This is a genomic window from Methyloversatilis universalis EHg5 (assembly GCF_000378945.1).
In the GTDB taxonomy this organism is placed as follows: domain Bacteria; phylum Pseudomonadota; class Gammaproteobacteria; order Burkholderiales; family Rhodocyclaceae; genus Methyloversatilis; species Methyloversatilis universalis_A.
In genome coordinates this window covers 3,953,952-3,972,910 of the sequence record NZ_KB900539.1, presented here as the reverse complement: position 1 = coordinate 3,972,910, position 18,959 = coordinate 3,953,952, and the positions used below count along the sequence as shown (strand labels likewise).

Here is an 18,959-nt window from a genome sequence, read left to right as displayed (position 1 = left end):
GAGTTTTTTGATGAACCTCAATCCGTCTGAAATCAGCGACCTGATCAAGAGCCGGATCCAGAACCTGCAGCTGTCGGCGCAGTCGCGTACCGAAGGCACCGTGGTTTCGGTGACCGACGGCATCGTGCGCGTGCACGGCCTGGACGACGTCCAGCAGGGTGAAATGCTGGAATTCGAAGGCAACACGTTCGGTCTGGCGCTGAACCTCGAGCGCGACTCCGTCGGCGCCGTGGTTCTGGGTGACTACGAACACATTTCCGAAGGCCAGACCGTCAAGTGTACCGGCCGCATTCTCGAAGTGCCGGTCGGCCCCGAGCTGATCGGCCGCGTCGTGAACGCGCTGGGTCAGCCGATCGACGGCAAGGGCCCGATCAACGCCAAGCTGACCGATAAGGTTGAAAAGGTCGCTCCGGGCGTGATCGCACGTCAGTCGGTTTCGCAGCCGGTGCAGACCGGCCTGAAGTCGATCGACTCGATGGTTCCGGTCGGCCGTGGCCAGCGCGAGCTGATCATCGGTGACCGTCAGACCGGCAAGACCGCGGTCGCCGTCGACGCCATCATCAACCAGAAGGGTCAGAACATGACCTGCATCTACGTCGCGGTGGGCCAGAAGGCCTCGACCATCGCGAACGTGGTGCGCAAGCTGGAAGAGTACGGCGCGATGGAATACACCATCGTGGTCGCCGCCTCGGCTTCCGATTCGGCCGCCATGCAGTTCCTGGCACCGTACTCGGGCTGCACGATGGGCGAATACTTCCGCGATCGCGGCGAAGACGCGCTGATCGTGTACGACGATCTGTCCAAGCAGGCCGTTGCCTACCGCCAGATTTCGCTGCTGCTGCGCCGTCCGCCGGGCCGTGAAGCCTACCCGGGTGACGTGTTCTATCTGCACAGCCGCCTGCTCGAGCGCGCAGCCCGCGTGAACCCCGACTACGTCGAGAAGTTCACCAACGGCGAAGTGAAGGGCAAGACCGGTTCGCTGACCGCGCTGCCGATCATTGAAACCCAGGCCGGTGACGTGTCCGCCTTCGTTCCGACGAACGTGATCTCGATTACCGACGGCCAGATCTTCCTGGAAACCGATCTGTTCAACGCAGGCGTCCGCCCGGCTATCAACGCCGGTGTGTCGGTGTCCCGCGTCGGCGGTGCGGCCCAGACCAAGATCATCAAGAAGCTGGGTGGCGGTGTCCGTCTGGCTCTGGCCCAGTACCGTGAGCTGGCTGCGTTCGCGCAGTTCGCCTCCGATCTGGACGAAGCGACCCGCAAGCAGCTCGAGCGTGGCCGCCGCGTGACCGAACTGATGAAGCAGCCGCAGTACTCTCCGCTGTCGGTCGCCCAGATGGGTATTTCGCTGTACGCCGCGAACAACGGTTACTTCGATGACATCGAAGTGCCGCGCGTGCTCGCCTTTGAATCGGCCCTGCATCAGTTCCTGCAGCAGAAGTACGCTGATCTGGTCACCAAGATCGAGACCTCCAAGGATCTCGACGGTGAGTCGGAAAAGGTGCTCGCTGCCGCGGTGGCCGAGTTCAAGAAGAGCTGGGCGTAAGCGCGGACGGAGATAACCATGGCCAGCGGAAAAGAGATCCGTTCCAAGATCAAGAGCGTGCAAAACACGAAGAAGATCACCAAGGCGATGGAGATGGTGGCTGCATCCAAGATGCGCAAGGCGCAGGACCGGATGCGTGCCGCCCGGCCCTACGCCGAAACGATCCGCCGTCTTGCTGCCAACCTGTCTGCCGCAACGATCAGCGACTACAAGCATCCGTTCCTCGCGACGGTGGGTCAGATCAAGCGCGTGGGTGTCATCGTCGTCACGACCGACAAGGGTCTGTGCGGCGGCATGAACACCAACGTGCTGCGTCTGGCGACCAATGCGATGAAGGAGTGGGAAGCCAAGGGCGCCACCGAGATCCGCGTTGCCGCAATCGGCAACAAGGGTCTGGGTTTCATGCAGCGCGTGGGCGCCAAGGTGGTGTCCCAGGTGACGCAGCTCGGCGATACGCCGCATCTGGAAAGACTGATCGGGCCGGTCAAGGTCATGATCGACGCTTTCCAGGCCGGCGAGATCGACGCGGTGTACCTCTCCTTCACCCGCTTCATCAACACGATGAAGCAGGAGCCGGTGCTTGATCAGCTGCTGCCGCTCACGGGCGATCGTCTGGGTACGCCGGAAGGCACCTGGGATTACCTGTACGAGCCGGACCCGCAGGTGGTGATCGACGAGCTGCTCGTTCGTTACGTTGAAGCGCTGGTGTATCAGGCGGTCGCCGAAAACATGGCGTCCGAACAGAGCGCACGTATGGTGGCGATGAAGGCCGCGTCCGACAACGCAGGCAATGTCATCGGCGAACTGCAGCTGGTCTACAACAAGACCCGCCAGGCGGCGATTACCAAGGAGCTGTCCGAGATCGTCGGCGGCGCCGCGGCAGTCTGATCGCGCAAACGAATTTTTGTATTGGGGATAGACGATGAATACCGGAAACATCGTTCAGTGTATCGGCGCCGTGGTGGATATCCAGTTCCCGCGCGACTCGATGCCGAAAGTGTTTGAAGCGCTGCAGCTCGACGAAGCCGATGGTTCGCACACGGCCGAAGCGGGTCTGACGTTCGAAGTCCAGCAGCAGCTGGGCGACGGCGTGGTGCGTACGATTGCGCTGGGTTCCAGCGACGGTCTGCGCCGCGGCATGAAGGTGAAGGGTACCGGCGCCGCGATCAGCGTGCCGGTCGGCACCGCCACGCTGGGTCGCATCATGGACGTGCTCGGCCGTCCGATCGACGAAGCGGGCGACATCGCCACCGCAGAACGTCGTGCCATTCACCAGAAGGCACCGAAGTTCGACGAACTGAGCCCGTCGGTTGACCTGCTGCCCACCGGCATCAAGGTGATCGACCTGATCTGCCCGTTCGCCAAGGGCGGCAAGATCGGTCTGTTCGGCGGTGCCGGTGTGGGCAAGACCGTGAACATGATGGAACTCATCAACAACATCGCGAAGAGCTACGGTGGTTACTCCGTATTCGCCGGTGTGGGTGAGCGCACCCGTGAGGGCAACGACTTCTACCACGAAATGGAAGAGTCGAAGGTTCTCGACAAGGTGGCGATGGTGTTCGGCCAGATGAACGAGCCGCCGGGCAACCGTCTGCGCGTGGCGCTGACCGGTCTGACCATGGCCGAGAAGTTCCGTGACGAAGGCCGCGACATCCTGTTCTTCGTGGACAACATCTACCGCTACACGCTGGCCGGTACCGAAGTGTCCGCACTGCTGGGTCGCATGCCGTCCGCCGTGGGCTACCAGCCGACGCTGGCCGACGAAATGGGCCGTCTGCAGGAGCGCATCACCTCGACCAAGGTCGGCTCGATCACGTCGATTCAGGCCGTGTATGTGCCTGCGGATGACTTGACCGACCCGTCGCCGGCAACCACCTTCCAGCACTTGGACGCCACCGTCGTGCTGTCGCGTGACATCGCTTCGCTGGGTATCTACCCGGCGGTCGATCCGCTCGACTCGACCTCGCGTCAGCTTGATCCGCTGATCGTTGGCGAAGAGCACTACTCGGTTGCCCGCAAGGTGCAATCGACGCTGCAGCGCTACAAGGAACTGCGCGACATCATCGCGATTCTGGGCATGGACGAACTGTCGCCGGAAGACAAGCTGGCCGTGGCGCGCGCCCGCAAGATCCAGCGTTTCCTGTCGCAGCCGTTCAACGTGGCCGAAGTCTTCACCGGTTCGCCGGGCAAGATCGTGCCGCTGGCCGACACGATCAAGGGCTTCAACATGATCGTGAATGGCGAATGCGACCACCTGCCGGAACAGGCCTTCTACATGGTCGGCGGCATCGAGGAAGCGTTCGAAAAGGCGAAGTCCCTGCAGTGATGACGCGACGTGCCTGATCCTGCGGAAGCGGGGTCGGGCACAGCTTTCACGGAGTAACCATGGCTATGACCGTACATGTCGACGTCGTCAGCGCGGAGGAGAAGATTTTCTCCGGGCTGGCTGAATTCGTCGCGCTGCCGGGCGAAAGCGGCGAGCTGGGCATCCTGCCCGGCCACACCCCGCTGATCACCCGCATCCGTCCGGGCGAAGTCCGCATCAAGGTGCCGAATCAGGCCACCGACGAGCTGATCTTCGTGGCCGGTGGCCTGCTGGAAGTTCAGCCGGGCCTCGTGACCGTGCTGGCGGATACCGCCATCCGCGGCCACGATCTGGATGAAGCGAAGGCGAACGAAGCCAAGCGTCAGGCCGAAGAAGCACTGGCCAATCGTCAGGCGGGTGTGGATTACGCAGCGGCCCAGGCGGAACTGGCTTCGGCCATCGCCCAGCTGGCGGCGATCCAGAAGCTGCGCAAGCGTCACTGAGCGCAGTTTCAAGCAGGTCCGGAAAGGCACGCTACGGCGTGCCTTTTTGTTTTTGGCGTCCCGGGCGCAGAATCCGGCCATGTCCCGGGATAGCTGTGACCTGCTCATTGTCGGTGCCGGCATCAATGGCGCCGGCATCGCACGCGATGCCGCGTTGCGCGGCTTCGACGTCGTCGTCTGCGACCGCGGCGACATTGCCGGCGCCACCTCGTCGGCCTCGACCAAGCTCATTCACGGCGGACTGCGCTACCTTGAACAGGGCGCCTTCGGTCTGGTGCGGGAATCCCTGCAGGAGCGCGAAACACTGGGCCGCATCGCGGCGCATCTGGTGCGTCCGCAGCGCTTCATCGTGCCGCATACCGGCGAGCGACCGGCGTGGATGCTGGCCGCCGGTCTGACGCTGTACGACCTGCTGGCCGGCACTACCTGTCTGCCGCGATCGCAGCGGTTGCCTCCCGGCTTTCCCCTGCTGGGCAGGCTGCAGCCGGCTGTCGGCGCCGCACACGCCTATTACGATCTGTGGGTGGACGATGCACGGCTCACGCTGTGCACACTGATCGACGCGCAGGCGCTGGGCGCCCGTGTGCGACCCCGCAGCGCGCTGATCGGGGTCGCACCCGATGGCGACCGCTGGCGCTGTACCGTGCGCGACGCCGCAGGAGAGGCCACGGTGATGGCGCGCTGCGTGGTCAATGTCGCCGGGCCGTGGATGAGCGCGGTCGAGGCGCTGCGCGGTGTGGTGGCGCCACCGGTACGGCTGGTGCAGGGCACGCACATCGTGGTGCCGCGTCTGCATGATGGTGAAGACGCCTGGCTGCTGCAGCAGCCGGACCGCCGTGTCGTGTTCGTCATTCCGTTCGGTGATGACGCTCATCTGGTCGGCACCACCGAAACGGAGCTGCCTTCTCCGGACTTGCTCGGTGCAACGGACACAGAGCGCCGCTATCTGATCCACTGTCTGACGCGAGCCTTCGGTCAAACTCCGTCGGAGCGGGACATCCGCTGGGAATTCAGCGGCATGCGGCCGCTGGTCGGCGGTGGCGGCAGCGCCCGTACCGCCAGTCGCGAATACCGGATGACGATGGACGGCGAGCGCGGAGGCCGCGGCTGGATGTCGATACAGGGCGGCAAGCTCACGACGCACCGCCGTCTGGCGGAGCAGGCGCTAGACCGCCTGACTGTCTTTTTCGGATCGGATGCGCGCTGTGGCACTGCCGACCGTCTGTTGCCGGGCGCTGAGGATGCGGACGCGGCGCAAAGACCGGACCTGGCGCGCAGGCTGAGCGAGCGGCATGCCGATCTGCCGGCCGGCTGGGTGAATGCGCTGGTCGGGCGACATGGCAGCATGACATCGACGCTGCTCGAACAGGCGGCGTCGGGCGGGGCAGGGCGGGATTTCGGTGGCGGCCTGTACGAGGCCGAAGTGCGCTGGTGCGCGCGCCATGAATGGGCGCACAGCGCCGACGACCTGCTCTGGCGAAGAACGAAATGCGGTGTCGGGATGAGTCCGGCGCAGCGGGAGGCGTTCGCGCGCTGGTGGGCGGATCAGCGACCGGGCTGAGCGCGCCGCTCCAGCAGTTCGATGCGCTTCTGCAGCCGTGCGAGGTCGTCGCGCAGCGTGTCGACCTCATCGCTGAAAACCGCCGTCGCCACCGGGCGCACGAGCAGTTGTGCTTCGTCCGCCACGTACTCGCCGGCAGAGGCGGCCAGCCGCGCGCCAAGATCGCGTCCACCGGCCAGGGCTGCACGGGCGCCGCCGACCACGCGTTCGGCCGCAGCGTCGCCGATCAGCCGGCTCAGATCCTCTGCGGCGTCCCAGCGCAGGCCGCGCAGCACCTGCCCGAGCGTTTCGGCCAGCGCCGCGTCGCCCTCGATGCGCGCATCGCGCAGCACGGCGTCACCTTCGTGCATCCGCTTCAGCAGCGCATCGGCAGGCAGTCGCAGCGTGACCGACGGTGGCTGTCCGCCGTCCGCGAGCAGCCGGCCGTCTTCACCGATCAGGAAGCTCATGCCGACGCCGCCCAGCTCAAGCCGCGCGACCGCTCCGGCGTGGCGCTGCAGCCGGGCGTGGGCGCCCGGCGCCTGATCGAGCAGGTGATTCAGGACGGGCAGCGCGGCGCCGGTGATCATGACTTACTGCAGCTGCTGGATGCCGGCAATGACCCAGCCGCGCTCGCCGGATACCGGCTTGGCCAGGTGCCACACCTCGTCGAAGCGCTCCGGCGAGGCGTCCGCGTCTTCGCGCAGCAGTCCGCCGAAGCGCACGCTGGCGACGTACTGGCCACCTTCGGTCACCAGATCAACCAGCGCTGCGTCGAGCTGCACCACGTCGATGTGCTGCTGGACCGGGCCGCGTTCCTGGATCTGCATGCGGATTTCGGCGAACACTTCCGGGCTGGTGAACTGGCGGATGTCTTCCACGTCACCCTTGTCGTTGGCCGCCTGCAGACGGACGAAATTGAGCTTGGCCTGACGCAGGAAGCCCTCGACATCGAAATCCGCCGGAATGTCATTCACCGCGGTCGCTACGCTGCCTCCGGCCACCGGGGCGGCGGCTTCGAAGCGGGCAGGCTGCTGGCTGGCGGCACCGGAGGTCGCGCCGGCGTACTGCATGCCCTGCTGCTGCTGCGCGGCGCCGCGACGGGCGGCAAACATGCGCCAGACGAACAGTGCAGCCATCACCAGCAGCGCGATCATCATGAAGGACGCCATTTCCTCGCCGAAGCCGAGGTGGGAGGCGAGGGCGGCCAGGCCGATACCGGCAGCCAGACCGGCCAGCGGGCCCATCCACGAGCGCTTGGCCGGCTGCGCAGCACCGGCCGCCGCCGGCTGTGCCTGGCGTTGCATCGCGCCGGCATTCTGCGGGCTGGACGGCGTCGGGGCCGCGTCGCGCTGCATGGTGTTCGAGTCGCGCTGGCTGCCGAAGGACTTGCCGCCACCCATGCGCTTGGCGGCTTCGGCATCGTGCAATGCACCGCCGAGGCCAACCATGGCCACACACAGTGCGAGCAGGAATTTCTTCATCTGGACATCTCCGGATAAGGGTGGGAAGAGGGGGGAGGGCATTAAAGTTAGCACACGAAGTGACCGTGAAGCCGGACTTTGGTTCTACCGTCCTGTGTCCTTTCCTTCCTGTCAGGTCGGCGGCGACAGGCCGCACGACCGGGATTTCAAATCTTGAAGCCGCGGTGCAGGGCCACTACGCCGGCGCTCAGATTGAAATACTCGACCCGGCCCAGCCCCACGTCGCGCATCATGCCGGCCAGCGTTTCCTGGTCCGGATGCATGCGGATCGATTCGGCCAGATAGCGGTAGCTCGCCTCGTCATTGGCCACCTTCTTGCCAAGCCAGGGCAGCACCTTGAACGAATACAGGTCGTAGGCCTTTTCCAGCGGCTTGGCCACGCGCGAGAACTCCAGCACCAGCGCACGGCCACCCGGCTTCAGCACGCGGCGGAACTCGGCCAGTGCGCGGTCCTTGTGGGTCATGTTGCGCAGGCCGAAGGCCACCGTGACGCAGTCGAAGTAGTTGTCCGGGAAGGGCAGCTTTTCAGCGTCGCACAGCAGGCTGGGCAGCACCAGGCCGACATCGCGCAGCCGGTCGCGGCCTTCGCCCAGCATTTCCGGGTTGATGTCGGTGTGCCATACCTCGCCGCTGCTGCCGGCGCGCTTGGCGTGGGCGATGGTGAGGTCGCCGGTGCCGGCCGCCACGTCGAGTACGCGCTGGCCCGGCCGCACGCCGGCCATCTGGATGGCGAAGGCCTTCCAGGCGCGGTGCAGGCCGGCCGACATCAGGTCGTTCATGACGTCGTAGCGGCGCGCGACCGACGAGAACACGCCGGCCACGCGGCGCGCCTTGGCGCCCTCGGGCACGCGTTCGAAGCCGAAATCGGTGGAGTTGTCGCTCATGGCCGCCTCAGTGGTGATGGCCGCAACCGCCGCTGCCACAGCCACCCTTGGGCGCGGCCGGTGGCACCAGGGCCGGGTCGCGGCTGGCGCCGGCGGCGGCCAGGCGGTGCAGGTAGTCCTCCCACAGCGCCTGCTGGTTCTCGCCCAGCAGGTAGAGGTAGTCCCACGAATAGATGCCGCTGTCGTGACCGTCGGAAAACACAGGTTTCACCGCATAGGCGCCCACCGGTTCGACCCGCACGATGTCCACGTCGCGCTTGCCCACCTGCAGCGTTTCCTGCCCCGGGCCGTGGCCGCGCACTTCGGCGGACGGCGAGCACACGCGGAGGAATTCGAAGGTGAAGCTGAAGCTGCTGCCATTGTCGAAGCTGACTTCCATCACCTTCGACTTCTGCTGCACCTTGATTTCGGTGGGGATGGGGGTGTCTTTGTCCAGTCCTGCCATGATGTCCTGCGAGCGATGCGAAGAATGCGGATGATACCCCTCGCGGGTCGCTGCCGCCCTTTCCAGGCAGCGCCGCAGCGCTCCGCGACATCGTATTGAGGCGAGGGTTTCCCCTGTCACTAAACCGTCACCATACTGAAATAGACTGCGTCGCGTTCCCGTCACAGCCCGCACGCAAACCCGTCATGGCCCGCATTCTTGTCGTCGAGGACGAACCGTCCATCCAGGAACTGATCAGCGTCACGCTCACCCGCACCGGGCACGACCCGCTGCGCGCGCCGGACGCGGAAACCGCACTGCGCCTGCTGCAGGCCGAACTGCCCGATCTGGTGCTGCTTGACTGGATGCTGCCGGGCCAGAGCGGCATCGATCTGGCCCGTCGCCTGCGTGGCGACGAGCGCACCCGTGGCGTGCCCATCATCATGCTCACCGCGCGTGGTGACGAACAGTCCAAGGTGACCGGTCTGGAAACCGGCGCCGATGACTACGTGACCAAGCCTTTCTCGCCGCGCGAACTGGCCGCCCGCATCAAGGCGGTGCTGCGCCGGCAGAAGCCGCAGGCGACTGAAGATCCGGTCGAGATCGACGGTCTGCGGCTGGACCCGGCCACCCACCGCGTCACTGCACGCGGCGCGGCGGTGGTGCTGGGCCCGACCGAATTCCGTCTGCTGCACTTCTTCATGACCCACGCCGAACGCGTGCACTCCCGCGCCCAGCTGCTGGACAGCGTGTGGGGCGACCACGTGTTCGTCGAGGAGCGCACGGTGGATGTGCACATCCGCCGTCTGCGCGGCGCGCTGGAAGCCAGTGGCCACGACGCGCTGATCCAGACCGTACGCGGCAGCGGCTACCGCCTCTCCTGCCAGAAGGACTGAACGGCACCGGCGCGTCGCCGGTCGTGACGGTCGCGCCCGTCTGCGCGACCGCGCATAATCCGGCGCCGTGACCGCCTGCTGACCTTCCCATGCGTGAATTCTGGTTCCGTGCGGTGCTCCGCATCGCCTTCGTCGCCCTGTGCGCGCTGATCGGCTACGCCGCCGACCTGCTGGTGCCGGCGCTGATATTCGCCTGCGCGCTGCTGCTGATCGGCAGCCTGCGCGACCAGTTCGAGATCGGCCGCTTCGACCGCTGGCTCAATTCGACCGGTGAGGCCGAGCTGCCGGAAGGCGGCGGCCAGTGGGAATTCCTGTTCGCCAAGCTGGCCCGGCGCGAGCGTAACGCCCGTCACCAGCGCGAGGATCTGCGCAGCCGGCTCGAACGCATGCGCGAGGCCAGCCGTGCGATGCCGGACGGCACGCTCATCATGTCGCGCGACGAACTGATCGAGTGGCTGAACCCGATGGCCGAAGAGCACCTCGGTCTGGACGGCCGGCGCGACATCGCGATGCCCATCCTGAATCTGGTCCGTCAGCCCGAATTTGCCGAATACCTGCAGTCCGGCGAGTACGGCGAGCCGCTGTCCATGCCGTCACCGCGTCAGCCCGGCCGCACGCTGCAGCTGCGCGTGGTGCCCTTCGGCGATGACCAGAAGCTGCTGCTCACCCGCGACATCACCCAGCTGGAAAAGCTGGAAACCATGCGCCGCGATTTCGTCGCCAACGTGTCGCATGAAATGAAGACGCCGCTCACCGTCATCCACGGCTTCCTGGAAACGCTGGAGGACGCGCTGCCCGATCTGCCGCAGGAACAGGCGCTGTCCTTCATCCGCATGGCGCAGCAGCAGTCGGTGCGCATGCAGCGGCTGGTGGATGACCTGCTCACGCTGTCGGCGCTGGAAACCGATACGCCGACGCCGGAAGAGCAGGTCGACATGCGCAATCTGCTGGACATCGTGCTGGTCGAAACACGGGCGCTGTCGTCCGGCCGGCACACGGTGTCGCTCACTGTCGACGGCGCGCCGGGCGCGCTGCTCGGCTGTGCGCGAGACCTGCGCAGCGCGCTTGGCAATCTGGCCAGCAATGCGGTGCGCTACACGCCGGACGGCGGCACGCTGAAGCTGGACTGGCGGGTGGTCGATGGCGGCGGCGAGTTTTCGGTCACCGACAACGGCATCGGCATCGACGCCGCCCACATTCCGCGGCTGACCGAACGTTTCTACCGGGTCGATCGCGGCCGTTCGCGCGAAACCGGTGGTACCGGTCTCGGGCTGGCCATCGTGAAGCACGTGCTGGAACGCCACCAGGCCACGCTGCAGATCGACAGCGAACCCGGTCGCGGCAGCCGCTTCACCGTGCGCTTCCCGGCACGGCGCACGCTGACCTGCTGAGCAGGCGGGCGCTACGGCTCTCCGCCGGAATCCGCGCCCGGCAGATCAGCCGGCCGAGCCCAGCTCGATGAAAGCCACCCGCTCGTAATTGACCCCGAAGCTGTTCAGCCGCACCAGCTGCACGCTGCGCAGCAGTTCGGCAACATAGACCTCGATCTTCCGGTCCGGCTGGAACCAGCCGCGTGGCAGCACCAGCGTGGCTTCCTCGCCCATCACCTGTACCGCCGGCAGCAGGAAGGCGCGGATGAAGCGCTCGGCCGGCTGGCCCTCTTCCGCCTGCGGCCGTACCGACAGCGCGCGCGGCGTGCCCGGCAGTACGTGCAGACCGTTCAGCAGGCTGCCATCCGACTCGTACATGAGCCAGGACACCCGGGCCAGCCGCCAGTGTTCGGAATCCGGTCCGAACACCGCGATCAGCTGCGCATATTCCACCGGCGTCGTGTCGCGCGGCGCGCGCAGCCGGTAGCCCATCACGCTGTGGTCCAGCATGGCCCAGTGCTGTGACGGGTACTGCGCACGCGCACTGGCCTGGCGTACCGCCAGCTGCCCGGTGTCGGCGGCCCGTTCGCCGAAGGTGGCGATGTCGACGAAGTCGCTGTGGCTGTAGATGCGGGCCGGCGGTGGCTGCACGAAATCGTGGCCGGCGATGAAGAAGTGCATGGAGTCGGGGCTCAGCGCGACCTCGATGTCGCCTTCGCCCGCCCGGCGCTGGAAGCGGCGCGGGTTGGCGGCGTGGCACCAGGGTTTGTACAGCTGCAGCAGCAACCGGCCGGCCGACACCGGGTGGCAGTCGGCGCCCAGGCCCAGCACCTCCGGTGACTGGCCCTGGCGCAGTCCGGCCACGGCGCGTTCGATTTCGCTGGCCAGTCGCGCCGAACCGAGCCGGCGCAGATGGGGCGAGCGGGCGAACACCTCCAGCGGCCGCGCGCCGCTGTCCTGGTTCAGATCAACCGCATAGGTCTTGGCGTCGGTGCCGCCGAATACCGGCATGATTTCGGTCAGGCCTGCGTACTGTTCGGCCCAGCGGCACACCCAGTCGAATTCGCGTGGGCTGCGGCCATAGGGGTTGGACAGGTCGACCAGCAGCACGCCGCAGTAGGACTCGGCCGCGCTCTGCGGGTGGCCGCCTTCCTTCAGGCCGTCGGGCACCGGCTGGGTGGCAAAGCCCCATTCCTCGGCGGTGCTGTAGTAGCCGTGCAGTTCCAGCCACAGGCCGCGCGGTACGGTGCGCCGGGCGCGGAAATACTCCAGCACCGCCCGTCCGGCGTACAGCACGCAGCGCTGGCACACCTGGGCCAGCCGGCCGTCGCCGAGCGGGTTCACGCCGGCATTCTCGGCGGCCTGCGCGTAGGCCTGGGCCATCGCCAGCCACAGCGCCACCACCTGACGCAGCACGCCGTCGTCCGCACTGCCCGGTGCCACCGGGCGACTGCTGTAGCGCTTGCCCAGGCTTTCCTGCAGGAAGTGCAGCGGCGGGCGCATCGCCTCCAGCACCGCGAGGTAGTCGGCGCTGCGCGGCGGGGTCTGCCGCAGGCCGTACAGCATGCGGGTGAGCGTGTCGCGCACGCGTGGGACATTGGTCAGCGGCAGCTCGGCGATCAGCGTCATGCACTGGGTCGCGTCGCGGTAATTGAGCGTGGGCGCGTTCATGCCACCGGCTCGATGCGGGCCAGGTCGAAGTCGGCGCCGCGTTCCATCGATTCGACCAGGCGCACCCGGCGCGGGCCGTCTTCGTCGCCCAGCGTGATGTCGCGCGCCTTGCGGTACCAGCCGGCGGGCAGGGCGACGCATTCCGGCTGGCCGATGCGGGACACCTCGGGCATCAGCACGCCTCGTGCGGCATGCTCTCCGCTGCCGTCCGGCGCGCGGCTCAGTTCCACCAGGCGCGGTGTGCCGGCCAGCATCCGTATGCCGATCTGCAGTTCGCCGTCGCTCATCATGACCCAGCACACATGAGCCAGCATGAACTGGGTGGCGTTCTCCGGCCGGACCGCCAGCAGCATGCCGTTGGCGACCCGCGCGCCGTCGCCGGTGGCGCGCCGGCCCAGGCGCAGGCCGGCCGGGCTGTCGTCGAGGATGCGCCAGTCTTCCACCAGGTAGCCGGCTTCCATCGTGCGGGTGCCGAAGGTGTCGATCGCGTCGTCACCGCCGCCGAGGAACTGCTGCACCGCGGCCATGCCGATGACCGCCGCGGCGTTCTGCTGCAGCGGTCGGCGCGCTTCGGCGCGGGTGAGGCCGCCGCGGCAGCAGTGGCCGTGCAGATGGCGCAGCAGGCGTTCCGCCTGAGCCGGACTCAGTTCGTCGCCCAGTCGCAGCGCCAGCGGCGTTTCGCCCTGGGCGAGCAGTGCCAGACGCTTGCGCACGCTGTGCGAGAACTCGTCCAGCACCAGCCAGCGCAGCCGGCTGCCGGCCTGCGGCATGCGGGCCACCGGCGCGTCTGCGCTCAGGTCCAGCATCAGCGGCGGCAGCGCGCTGTGGGTGACCGGCGCGTCGAACACCGCCACCTTGCCCGACCACTTGCCCAGCCAGCGGTGCAGCACCCTGAGCTGGCGGTGGGTCAGGCCGAACGGGCTGGCGCCGTGCAGCAGCACGCACAGCACATAGGCGGCGCGCACCGTGGTCGGGCGTTCGTCGTGAATGATGTCGTCGCGGATCTTGCGCTCTGCTGCGCCCAGCCGCTCGGCGGCGTCGAAACAGGCATGCACCCGTCGCCAGTACCCGGGCGCGGGCGTGTGCGCGGTGCGCAGCGCGTCGAGCTGCATCAGCGCCAGCGCACTCAGCGCGCGATGGGCGATCAGGCCGGTCTGGCCGACCACGGCGCCGTCGCCGTCCAGTGCGGCCGCCAGACAGTGCAGATAGGCGGTGGCCAGCGTGTCCCACATGCCCTGGTTGGCATCGAAGGCGGCGCGCTCGCCAGCCGACAGCGGCAGCGGGCGGCCGACGAAGCGATTGGAGGTCGAGGCCTGAATCGCCAGCACGGTGTCGCGCAGCTCTTCGGCCACGCGCAGCCGCTCGCCCGCGGCCAGCGTGCAGCGGTTCAGCAGGTTGAGCTGGCCGAGCAGACGCGCCTGGGTCGCCAGCGGCTGATTGCCGTCGGTGCCGTCCAGCCACTCGCGCGCGGTGCGGGCATCGCGGAACTCCGGCAAGTGGGTGCTGCTGGTGGCTGGGAGAGCAAACAGGTGCATGAAAGACTGTCGTTGTAACCTGATGTAAGCAATTCTATGTGCTGGCGCGGTTTTCCGCGCGGAAGGGCGCCACGCAGGGCACTCTTTTTGACACCGCTTTCGCGTCTTTTGTGCGGTGGCTGCCTCCGATTCCGTGCAGCGGCCGTAGACCCGGACAGGTGCGCAGCCTTGCGTGCCCCGACCTGAGGAGTGCTCCGATGAAGAAAACCCTGTCCCTTATGTCCCTGTTCGCGCTGACCCTGAGTGCCGGGCCCCTGCACGCCCAGCCGGTGACCGGCAAGGCCGGCCTGCTTACCGATGCCGCAGGCCGGGTGCTCTACGTGTTCGACAAGGACAGCGAGGGCAAGAGCGTGTGCTACGACCAGTGCGCCGCGCTGTGGCCACCCTTCGTTGCGGCGGCGGATGCGAAGCCGGTGGGTGACTACGGGCTGGTGACCCGCAGCGACGGCAGCCGCCAGTGGGCCGTGCGCGGGCGGCCGCTGTATTTCTATGCCGGCGACAGCGGGCCGGGGCAGGCCACCGGTGACGGCGTGAAGGGTGTGTGGCACGTGGTGCGTGACACGCCGATGACCGGTGATGCCGGCAGCTACCGCCCGAAAGAGTATTGATGCCGGTGAGCGCGATGTGCATGGCATCATGCGCCGATGCATGATCCTGCCGGTCTCGACGGGCTGCTTGCCCGGGTTGCGCTGCGCGACCGCGCGGCCTTCCGCCAGCTGTACGACGCCTGTGCGCCGCAGCTGCTGGGGGTTGCGTTGCGCCTGCTGCGCCGGCGCGATCTGGCCGAAGACGTGCTGCAGGAAGCCTTTGCCGGCGTGTGGCAGCGCGCCGCAGCTTACCGCGCAGACGCTGGTACGCCGATGGCCTGGCTGACCGCGCTGGTGCGCAACCGCGCGCTCGACCTGCTGCGCGCCGAGCGGGTGCGCGCGACCGAATCGCTCGATCCGGCCGACGCCGAACGCCGTGCCGATGAGCGGCCGGATCCGCTGGGTCTGCTCGAACAGGCGGCGGATGCCCTTCACCTGCGTCGCTGCATCGACGACATCGAAGGCCCGCAGCGCCAGTGTCTGGCGCTGGCCTATTACCACGGGCTTTCGCACAGCGAACTGGCGGCCCATCTCGGCTCGCCGGTCGGCAGCGTGAAAGCCTGGCTCAGACGCGGTGTCGAGCGCCTGCGCCGCTGCCTGGAGCACCTGGAATGAACGGGGCCGAACATCCGGCCGGTCGCTACGGCAACCCGGAACTGCTGGACCGGCTGGCTGCCGCCTATGTGTTGGGCACCCTGGGCCGCCTGCCGCGCCGCCGCTTCGAGCGGCTGGTGCGCAGCCGCGAGTCTGCGGCGCGCGCCCTGAAGAAGTGGGAAAGCCATGGCGCCGCGCTGGCCGCGGTGGTGCCGCCGGTACAGCCGTCGTCCGCCGTGTGGCGCGGCATAGAACGCCGCACCGGGCTCGGTGCCCCCGCGTCGCGCCAGTGGGCGGGCTGGCTGCGGCCTGCGCTGGGCTTTGCCTGCGGCCTGCTGCTGACGGTGGGGGTGGTGCGTCTGCAGCCGGACTGGATCGTGTCGGCCGATCTGCCGCCGCAGGCGGTGCTGCCGGCCAGCTATGTCGGCCTGCTGACCGACGCCGAAGGCCGCCCTGCCGCGCTGGCGTCATCGCGCCGGCGCGGCATGGACCTCAGCGTGAAGCTGCTGCAGCCGCTGGCGGTGCCGGCCGGTCAGGTGGCGGTGCTGTGGGCGCTGCCGAAAGGCCGGGCGCCTTTCCGTCTTGGCGCGCTGCAGGCGGCGCCAAAGCAGATGCTGAAGATGTCAGACAGTTCGGAGGCGCTGCTGTCCGAGGTGGACGAACTGGGCGTGTCCCTCGAACCTTCAGCCGACTCGTCCCGCCCGTCGGCCGCCTTCGTGCTGCGCGGTCACTGCGTCAAGCTGTGGTGAAAGCGCGGCAGACGGGCTTCAGTCGTCCTGCCGGCGCACGCACCAGCGCAGCCGTGCCGGCTGACCTGCATCGCCGGTGAGCACCGCGTTCTGGCCGAAGGCGGCGCCGATGCGCAGCGCCTCTTCGCCGCTCAGGCCGGCGCACAGCAGCGACGTTTCGGTCCAGCCTGCGTCGGCGCTGCGGTTCTGGGCATCGAGCACGGCCAGACCGCGCTGGGTCAGCAGGGCGCGCAGCGCGGCATGGGCTGCGCGGTTGCTGTCTTCGTCGCAGTGCGACGACCACGGATTGACCGCCGAGATCAGCGCCCACTGAGCCTGGCCCTGGGCCGCCAGCCAGCGGTCCAGCGCCGGTGACGGGGCGCCCACGTTCAGCACCGCTTCGCCATCGGGCAGCGCCACCGCGTAGTCACTGCCTTCGTAGGCGCCGGCCAGCGCATCGCTGACCTGAACGGTCGGCAGACCGAGCCGGGCCAGCAGCGTGGCGCGCCACAGCGCCGACGGCAGACGCGGACGGGGTGCGGATTCGCGCTGTTTCGCGCCCCACACCGAACCGGGAAAGTGGGCGTCGTCCGGCCAGCGGCCGATCACGTGCCAGTGCAGGTGCGGCACCATGTTGCCGAGGCTGCCGAGATTCATCTTCTCCGGCTGGGCCACGTCGCGCACGCAGCGTTCGACCTGCCACACCACATTCATCAGGTGGTCGCGGTCGGCATCGACAAGGTCGGTCATTTCCCGCACGTGACCGTTCCAGATCACGCGCAGGAAGGCCGGGTGGTCAGGGTCGCGCGCGTCGATCACGCGCAGCCGGTCGTCGCGCCACAGCCAGTGATGGCCGGGCGTGTCGTCACAGATCGGGCAATTGTCGGACATTTCAGTCGTTCAGATAGGTGCTGCGCAACCGGCCGGCTGTGCAAAGCCAGCCCTGTGCGAATGCAGTGAGCGTGGGGGCCTCCGCGCCGCCCGCAGGGCCGCCCCAAGGGCGAGCGCAGCCCCCTCGGCGGGGGTGAGGCAGGGGTTTCGCGGCGCATGCGCCGTGCCTGCCGAACGGGCCGGCTGTGCAAAGCCGGCCCTGTGCGAACGCAGTGAGCGTGGGGGCCTCCGCGCCGCCCGCAGGGCCGCCCCAAGGGCGAGCGCAGCCCCCTCGGGGGGCAGCGAACGCAGTGAGCGTGGGGGCCTCATTTCAGTCGTCGATGCCCTGGCTGGCGAGGTAGTCCTCGTAGCCACCGCGGTAGTCGATGATCTGGCCGTCGGCGCGGATTTCGAGCACGCGGGTGGCCAGCGTGGATACGAATTCGCGGTCGTGCGACACGAAGAACAGCGTGCCGTCGAAGGCGTCGAGGCCGCCGTTCAGCGACTCGATCGATTCCATGTCCATGTGGTTGGTCGGTTCGTCGAGCAGCAGCACATTGTTCCGCTGCAGCATCAGACGGCCGAACATCATGCGGCCCTGTTCGCCGCCGGACAGCACGCGCACCGCCTTCTTCACGTCGTCGCCGCCGAACAGCAGCCGGCCCAGCGTGCCGCGGATCAGCGTGATCGCGTCGTCGCCTTCGTAGCCGCCTTCGCGCACATAGCCGCTGATCCAGTCGGTCAGGTTCTCGTTGCTGGCGAAATCGGCCGAATGATCCTGCGCGAAATAGCCGAGGCGGGCCTTTTCCGCCCACTTGATCGAACCGTGCTGCGGCGTCAGTTCGCCGACCAGCAGCTTCAGGAAGGTGGTCTTGCCGACGCCGTTCTCGCCGATGATGGCCACGCGGTCGCCGCCGTCGAAGGTGGCGGTGAAGCCCTTCAGGATCTGCGGGCCGCCGTCATAGCCGAACACCACGTTGTCCAGTTCGACCGCCTGCCGGTGCAGCTTTTCCTTCGGGTCGTAGTCGAAGCGTATCCACGGGTACTGGCGCGAGCTGGGCTTGAATTCCTCGATCTTGATCTTGTCGATCATCTTCAGGCGCGAAGTGGCCTGCTTGGACTTGGACTTGTTGGCCGAGAAGCGGCGCACGAAGCTCTGCAGTTCGGCCACCCGCTCCTTGGCCTTGGCGTTGGCCGCCGACGCGCGTTCGCGCGCCTGGGTCGAGGCCTCGATGTAGTCGTCCCAGGTGCCCGGATACAGCCGGATGGTGGCGTAGTCCAGGTCGGCCATGTGGGTGCACACCTGGTTCAGGAAGTGGCGGTCGTGGCTGATGATCACCATCGTGCTGTTGCGCTCGTTCAGCGTGTGTTCGAGCCAGCGGATGGTGTTGATGTCCAGGTTGTTGGTCGGTTCGTCCAGCAGCAGGATGTCCGGATTGGCGAACAGCGCCTGGCACAGCAGCACCCGCAGCTTCCAGCCGGGGGCGACCTGGCTCATCGGGCCGTCGTGCTGTTCCGACGGAATGCCCACGCCCAGCAGCAGTTCGCCGGCACGCGCTTCGGCGGTGTAGCCGTCGTACTCGGCGAACTGGCCTTCCAGTTCGGCGGCACGCATGTAGTCGTCCTCGGTCGCCTCCGGGTTGGCGTAGATCGCGTCCTTTTCCTTCATGCAGGCCCACATTTCGGCGTGGCCCATCATGACCACGTCGAGCACGCGCACGTCTTCGTAGGCGAACTGGTCCTGGCGCAGGAAGGCCATGCGCTCGTGCGCGTCGATCGCCACGTTGCCGGCGGTCGGTTCGAGCACGCCGGCAAGGATTTTCATGAAGGTCGACTTGCCGGCACCGTTGGCGCCGATCAGGCCGTAGCGGTAGCCGTCGCCGAACTTGATGCTGACGTTGTCGAAAAGCGGCTTGGCGCCGAACTGCATGGTGATGTTGGAAGCGGACAGCATGGGGAACTCACAAGGCGGGATCGTGCAGACGCGCACGAAAGGCGGGATTGTACCGGAGCGGGAGA

At 67.4% G+C, this 18,959-nt stretch carries 18 protein-coding genes; 10 read left to right on the top strand and 8 right to left on the bottom strand.

The window, feature by feature from the left end; genetic code table 11:
* The first annotated feature begins 10 nt into the window (after positions 1-10).
* The 5 genes from atpA to glpD all read left to right on the top strand — a co-directional run bounded on the left by atpA (position 11) and on the right by glpD (position 5,918).
* The gene (atpA, locus tag METUNV2_RS0118115; RefSeq protein ID WP_018230892.1) at positions 11-1,549 is read left to right on the top strand and encodes a F0F1 ATP synthase subunit alpha; all 1,539 of its coding nucleotides are present in this window, start codon (positions 11-13) and stop codon (positions 1,547-1,549) included.
* Positions 1,550-1,567: 18 nt separating this feature from the next.
* Positions 1,568-2,437 (top strand): F0F1 ATP synthase subunit gamma, encoded by an 870-nt coding sequence (gene atpG / locus METUNV2_RS0118110; RefSeq protein ID WP_018230891.1) that lies wholly within the window; start codon positions 1,568-1,570, stop codon positions 2,435-2,437.
* Between the two features lie 34 nt (positions 2,438-2,471).
* Entirely contained in the window at positions 2,472-3,875 is a 1,404-nt protein-coding gene (atpD, locus tag METUNV2_RS0118105) for a F0F1 ATP synthase subunit beta (protein WP_018230890.1), read from the top strand.
* Positions 3,876-3,940: 65 nt separating this feature from the next.
* Entirely contained in the window at positions 3,941-4,357 is a 417-nt protein-coding gene (locus METUNV2_RS0118100) for a F0F1 ATP synthase subunit epsilon (protein ID WP_018230889.1), read from the top strand.
* A 79-nt stretch (positions 4,358-4,436) separates the two neighbouring features.
* The gene (glpD, locus tag METUNV2_RS0118095) at positions 4,437-5,918 is read left to right on the top strand and encodes a glycerol-3-phosphate dehydrogenase (RefSeq protein WP_036271227.1); all 1,482 of its coding nucleotides are present in this window, start codon (positions 4,437-4,439) and stop codon (positions 5,916-5,918) included.
* Here glpD and METUNV2_RS0118090 read toward each other — a convergent pair.
* The 4 genes from METUNV2_RS0118090 to METUNV2_RS0118075 all read right to left on the bottom strand — a co-directional run bounded on the left by METUNV2_RS0118090 (position 5,903) and on the right by METUNV2_RS0118075 (position 8,710).
* Positions 5,903-6,487, bottom strand: coding sequence for a ubiquinone biosynthesis accessory factor UbiJ (locus METUNV2_RS0118090; protein WP_018230887.1), 585 nt, complete (start codon positions 6,485-6,487; stop codon positions 5,903-5,905). The genes glpD and METUNV2_RS0118090 overlap by 16 nt on opposite strands.
* Positions 6,488-6,490: 3 nt before the next feature.
* A complete protein-coding gene (locus METUNV2_RS0118085; protein ID WP_018230886.1) occupies positions 6,491-7,381 on the bottom strand; it encodes a Tim44 domain-containing protein in 891 nt (296 codons plus the stop codon).
* 146 nt (positions 7,382-7,527) lie between these two features.
* Complete coding sequence (gene ubiE / locus METUNV2_RS0118080; RefSeq protein WP_018230885.1) at positions 7,528-8,265, bottom strand: bifunctional demethylmenaquinone methyltransferase/2-methoxy-6-polyprenyl-1,4-benzoquinol methylase UbiE; 738 nt, start codon at positions 8,263-8,265, stop codon at positions 7,528-7,530.
* Positions 8,266-8,272: 7 nt separating this feature from the next.
* Positions 8,273-8,710, bottom strand: coding sequence for a gamma-butyrobetaine hydroxylase-like domain-containing protein (locus METUNV2_RS0118075; RefSeq protein ID WP_018230884.1), 438 nt, complete (start codon positions 8,708-8,710; stop codon positions 8,273-8,275).
* Between the two features lie 185 nt (positions 8,711-8,895).
* Between METUNV2_RS0118075 and phoB the strand changes: the two genes are divergently transcribed.
* Both phoB and phoR read left to right on the top strand, forming a co-directional pair.
* Positions 8,896-9,585: a phosphate regulon transcriptional regulator PhoB gene (gene phoB / locus METUNV2_RS0118070; protein WP_018230883.1), complete on the top strand. Its 690-nt coding sequence runs from the start codon at positions 8,896-8,898 to the stop codon at positions 9,583-9,585.
* A gap of 89 nt (positions 9,586-9,674) precedes the next feature.
* The gene (gene phoR / locus METUNV2_RS0118065) at positions 9,675-10,976 is read left to right on the top strand and encodes a phosphate regulon sensor histidine kinase PhoR (protein WP_018230882.1); all 1,302 of its coding nucleotides are present in this window, start codon (positions 9,675-9,677) and stop codon (positions 10,974-10,976) included.
* A gap of 45 nt (positions 10,977-11,021) precedes the next feature.
* Here the strand turns inward: phoR and METUNV2_RS0118060 are convergent, their stop codons facing one another.
* Positions 11,022-12,626 carry a hypothetical protein gene (locus METUNV2_RS0118060; RefSeq protein ID WP_018230881.1) on the bottom strand — a complete coding sequence of 535 codons (1,605 nt, stop codon included), beginning with the start codon at positions 12,624-12,626 and terminating at the stop codon, positions 11,022-11,024.
* On the bottom strand, positions 12,623-14,161 hold the full coding sequence (locus METUNV2_RS0118055; protein ID WP_026188272.1) for a hypothetical protein: 1,539 nt from the start codon (positions 14,159-14,161) through the stop codon (positions 12,623-12,625). The genes METUNV2_RS0118060 and METUNV2_RS0118055 overlap by 4 nt, the downstream gene beginning before the upstream one ends.
* A gap of 197 nt (positions 14,162-14,358) precedes the next feature.
* Between METUNV2_RS0118055 and METUNV2_RS0118050 the strand changes: the two genes are divergently transcribed.
* From METUNV2_RS0118050 to METUNV2_RS0118040, 3 genes are read left to right on the top strand one after another with little or no spacing between them, the layout of a single operon-like run.
* Positions 14,359-14,769: a COG4315 family predicted lipoprotein gene (locus METUNV2_RS0118050; protein ID WP_026188271.1), complete on the top strand. Its 411-nt coding sequence runs from the start codon at positions 14,359-14,361 to the stop codon at positions 14,767-14,769.
* A gap of 36 nt (positions 14,770-14,805) precedes the next feature.
* On the top strand, positions 14,806-15,363 hold the full coding sequence (locus METUNV2_RS0118045) for a sigma-70 family RNA polymerase sigma factor (RefSeq protein WP_018230878.1): 558 nt from the start codon (positions 14,806-14,808) through the stop codon (positions 15,361-15,363).
* Positions 15,360-16,091 (top strand): anti-sigma factor, encoded by a 732-nt coding sequence (locus METUNV2_RS0118040; protein WP_018230877.1) that lies wholly within the window; start codon positions 15,360-15,362, stop codon positions 16,089-16,091. Before METUNV2_RS0118045 ends, METUNV2_RS0118040 begins: the two co-directional genes overlap by 4 nt.
* Before the next feature lie 18 nt (positions 16,092-16,109).
* Here the strand turns inward: METUNV2_RS0118040 and METUNV2_RS0118035 are convergent, their stop codons facing one another.
* Together METUNV2_RS0118035 and METUNV2_RS0118030 are read right to left on the bottom strand one after the other, a co-directional pair.
* Positions 16,110-16,961, bottom strand: coding sequence for a DUF3293 domain-containing protein (locus METUNV2_RS0118035; RefSeq protein ID WP_018230876.1), 852 nt, complete (start codon positions 16,959-16,961; stop codon positions 16,110-16,112).
* A gap of 310 nt (positions 16,962-17,271) precedes the next feature.
* Positions 17,272-18,894, bottom strand: coding sequence for an ABC-F family ATPase (locus tag METUNV2_RS0118030; protein ID WP_018230875.1), 1,623 nt, complete (start codon positions 18,892-18,894; stop codon positions 17,272-17,274).
* Positions 18,895-18,959: the final 65 nt, after the last annotated feature.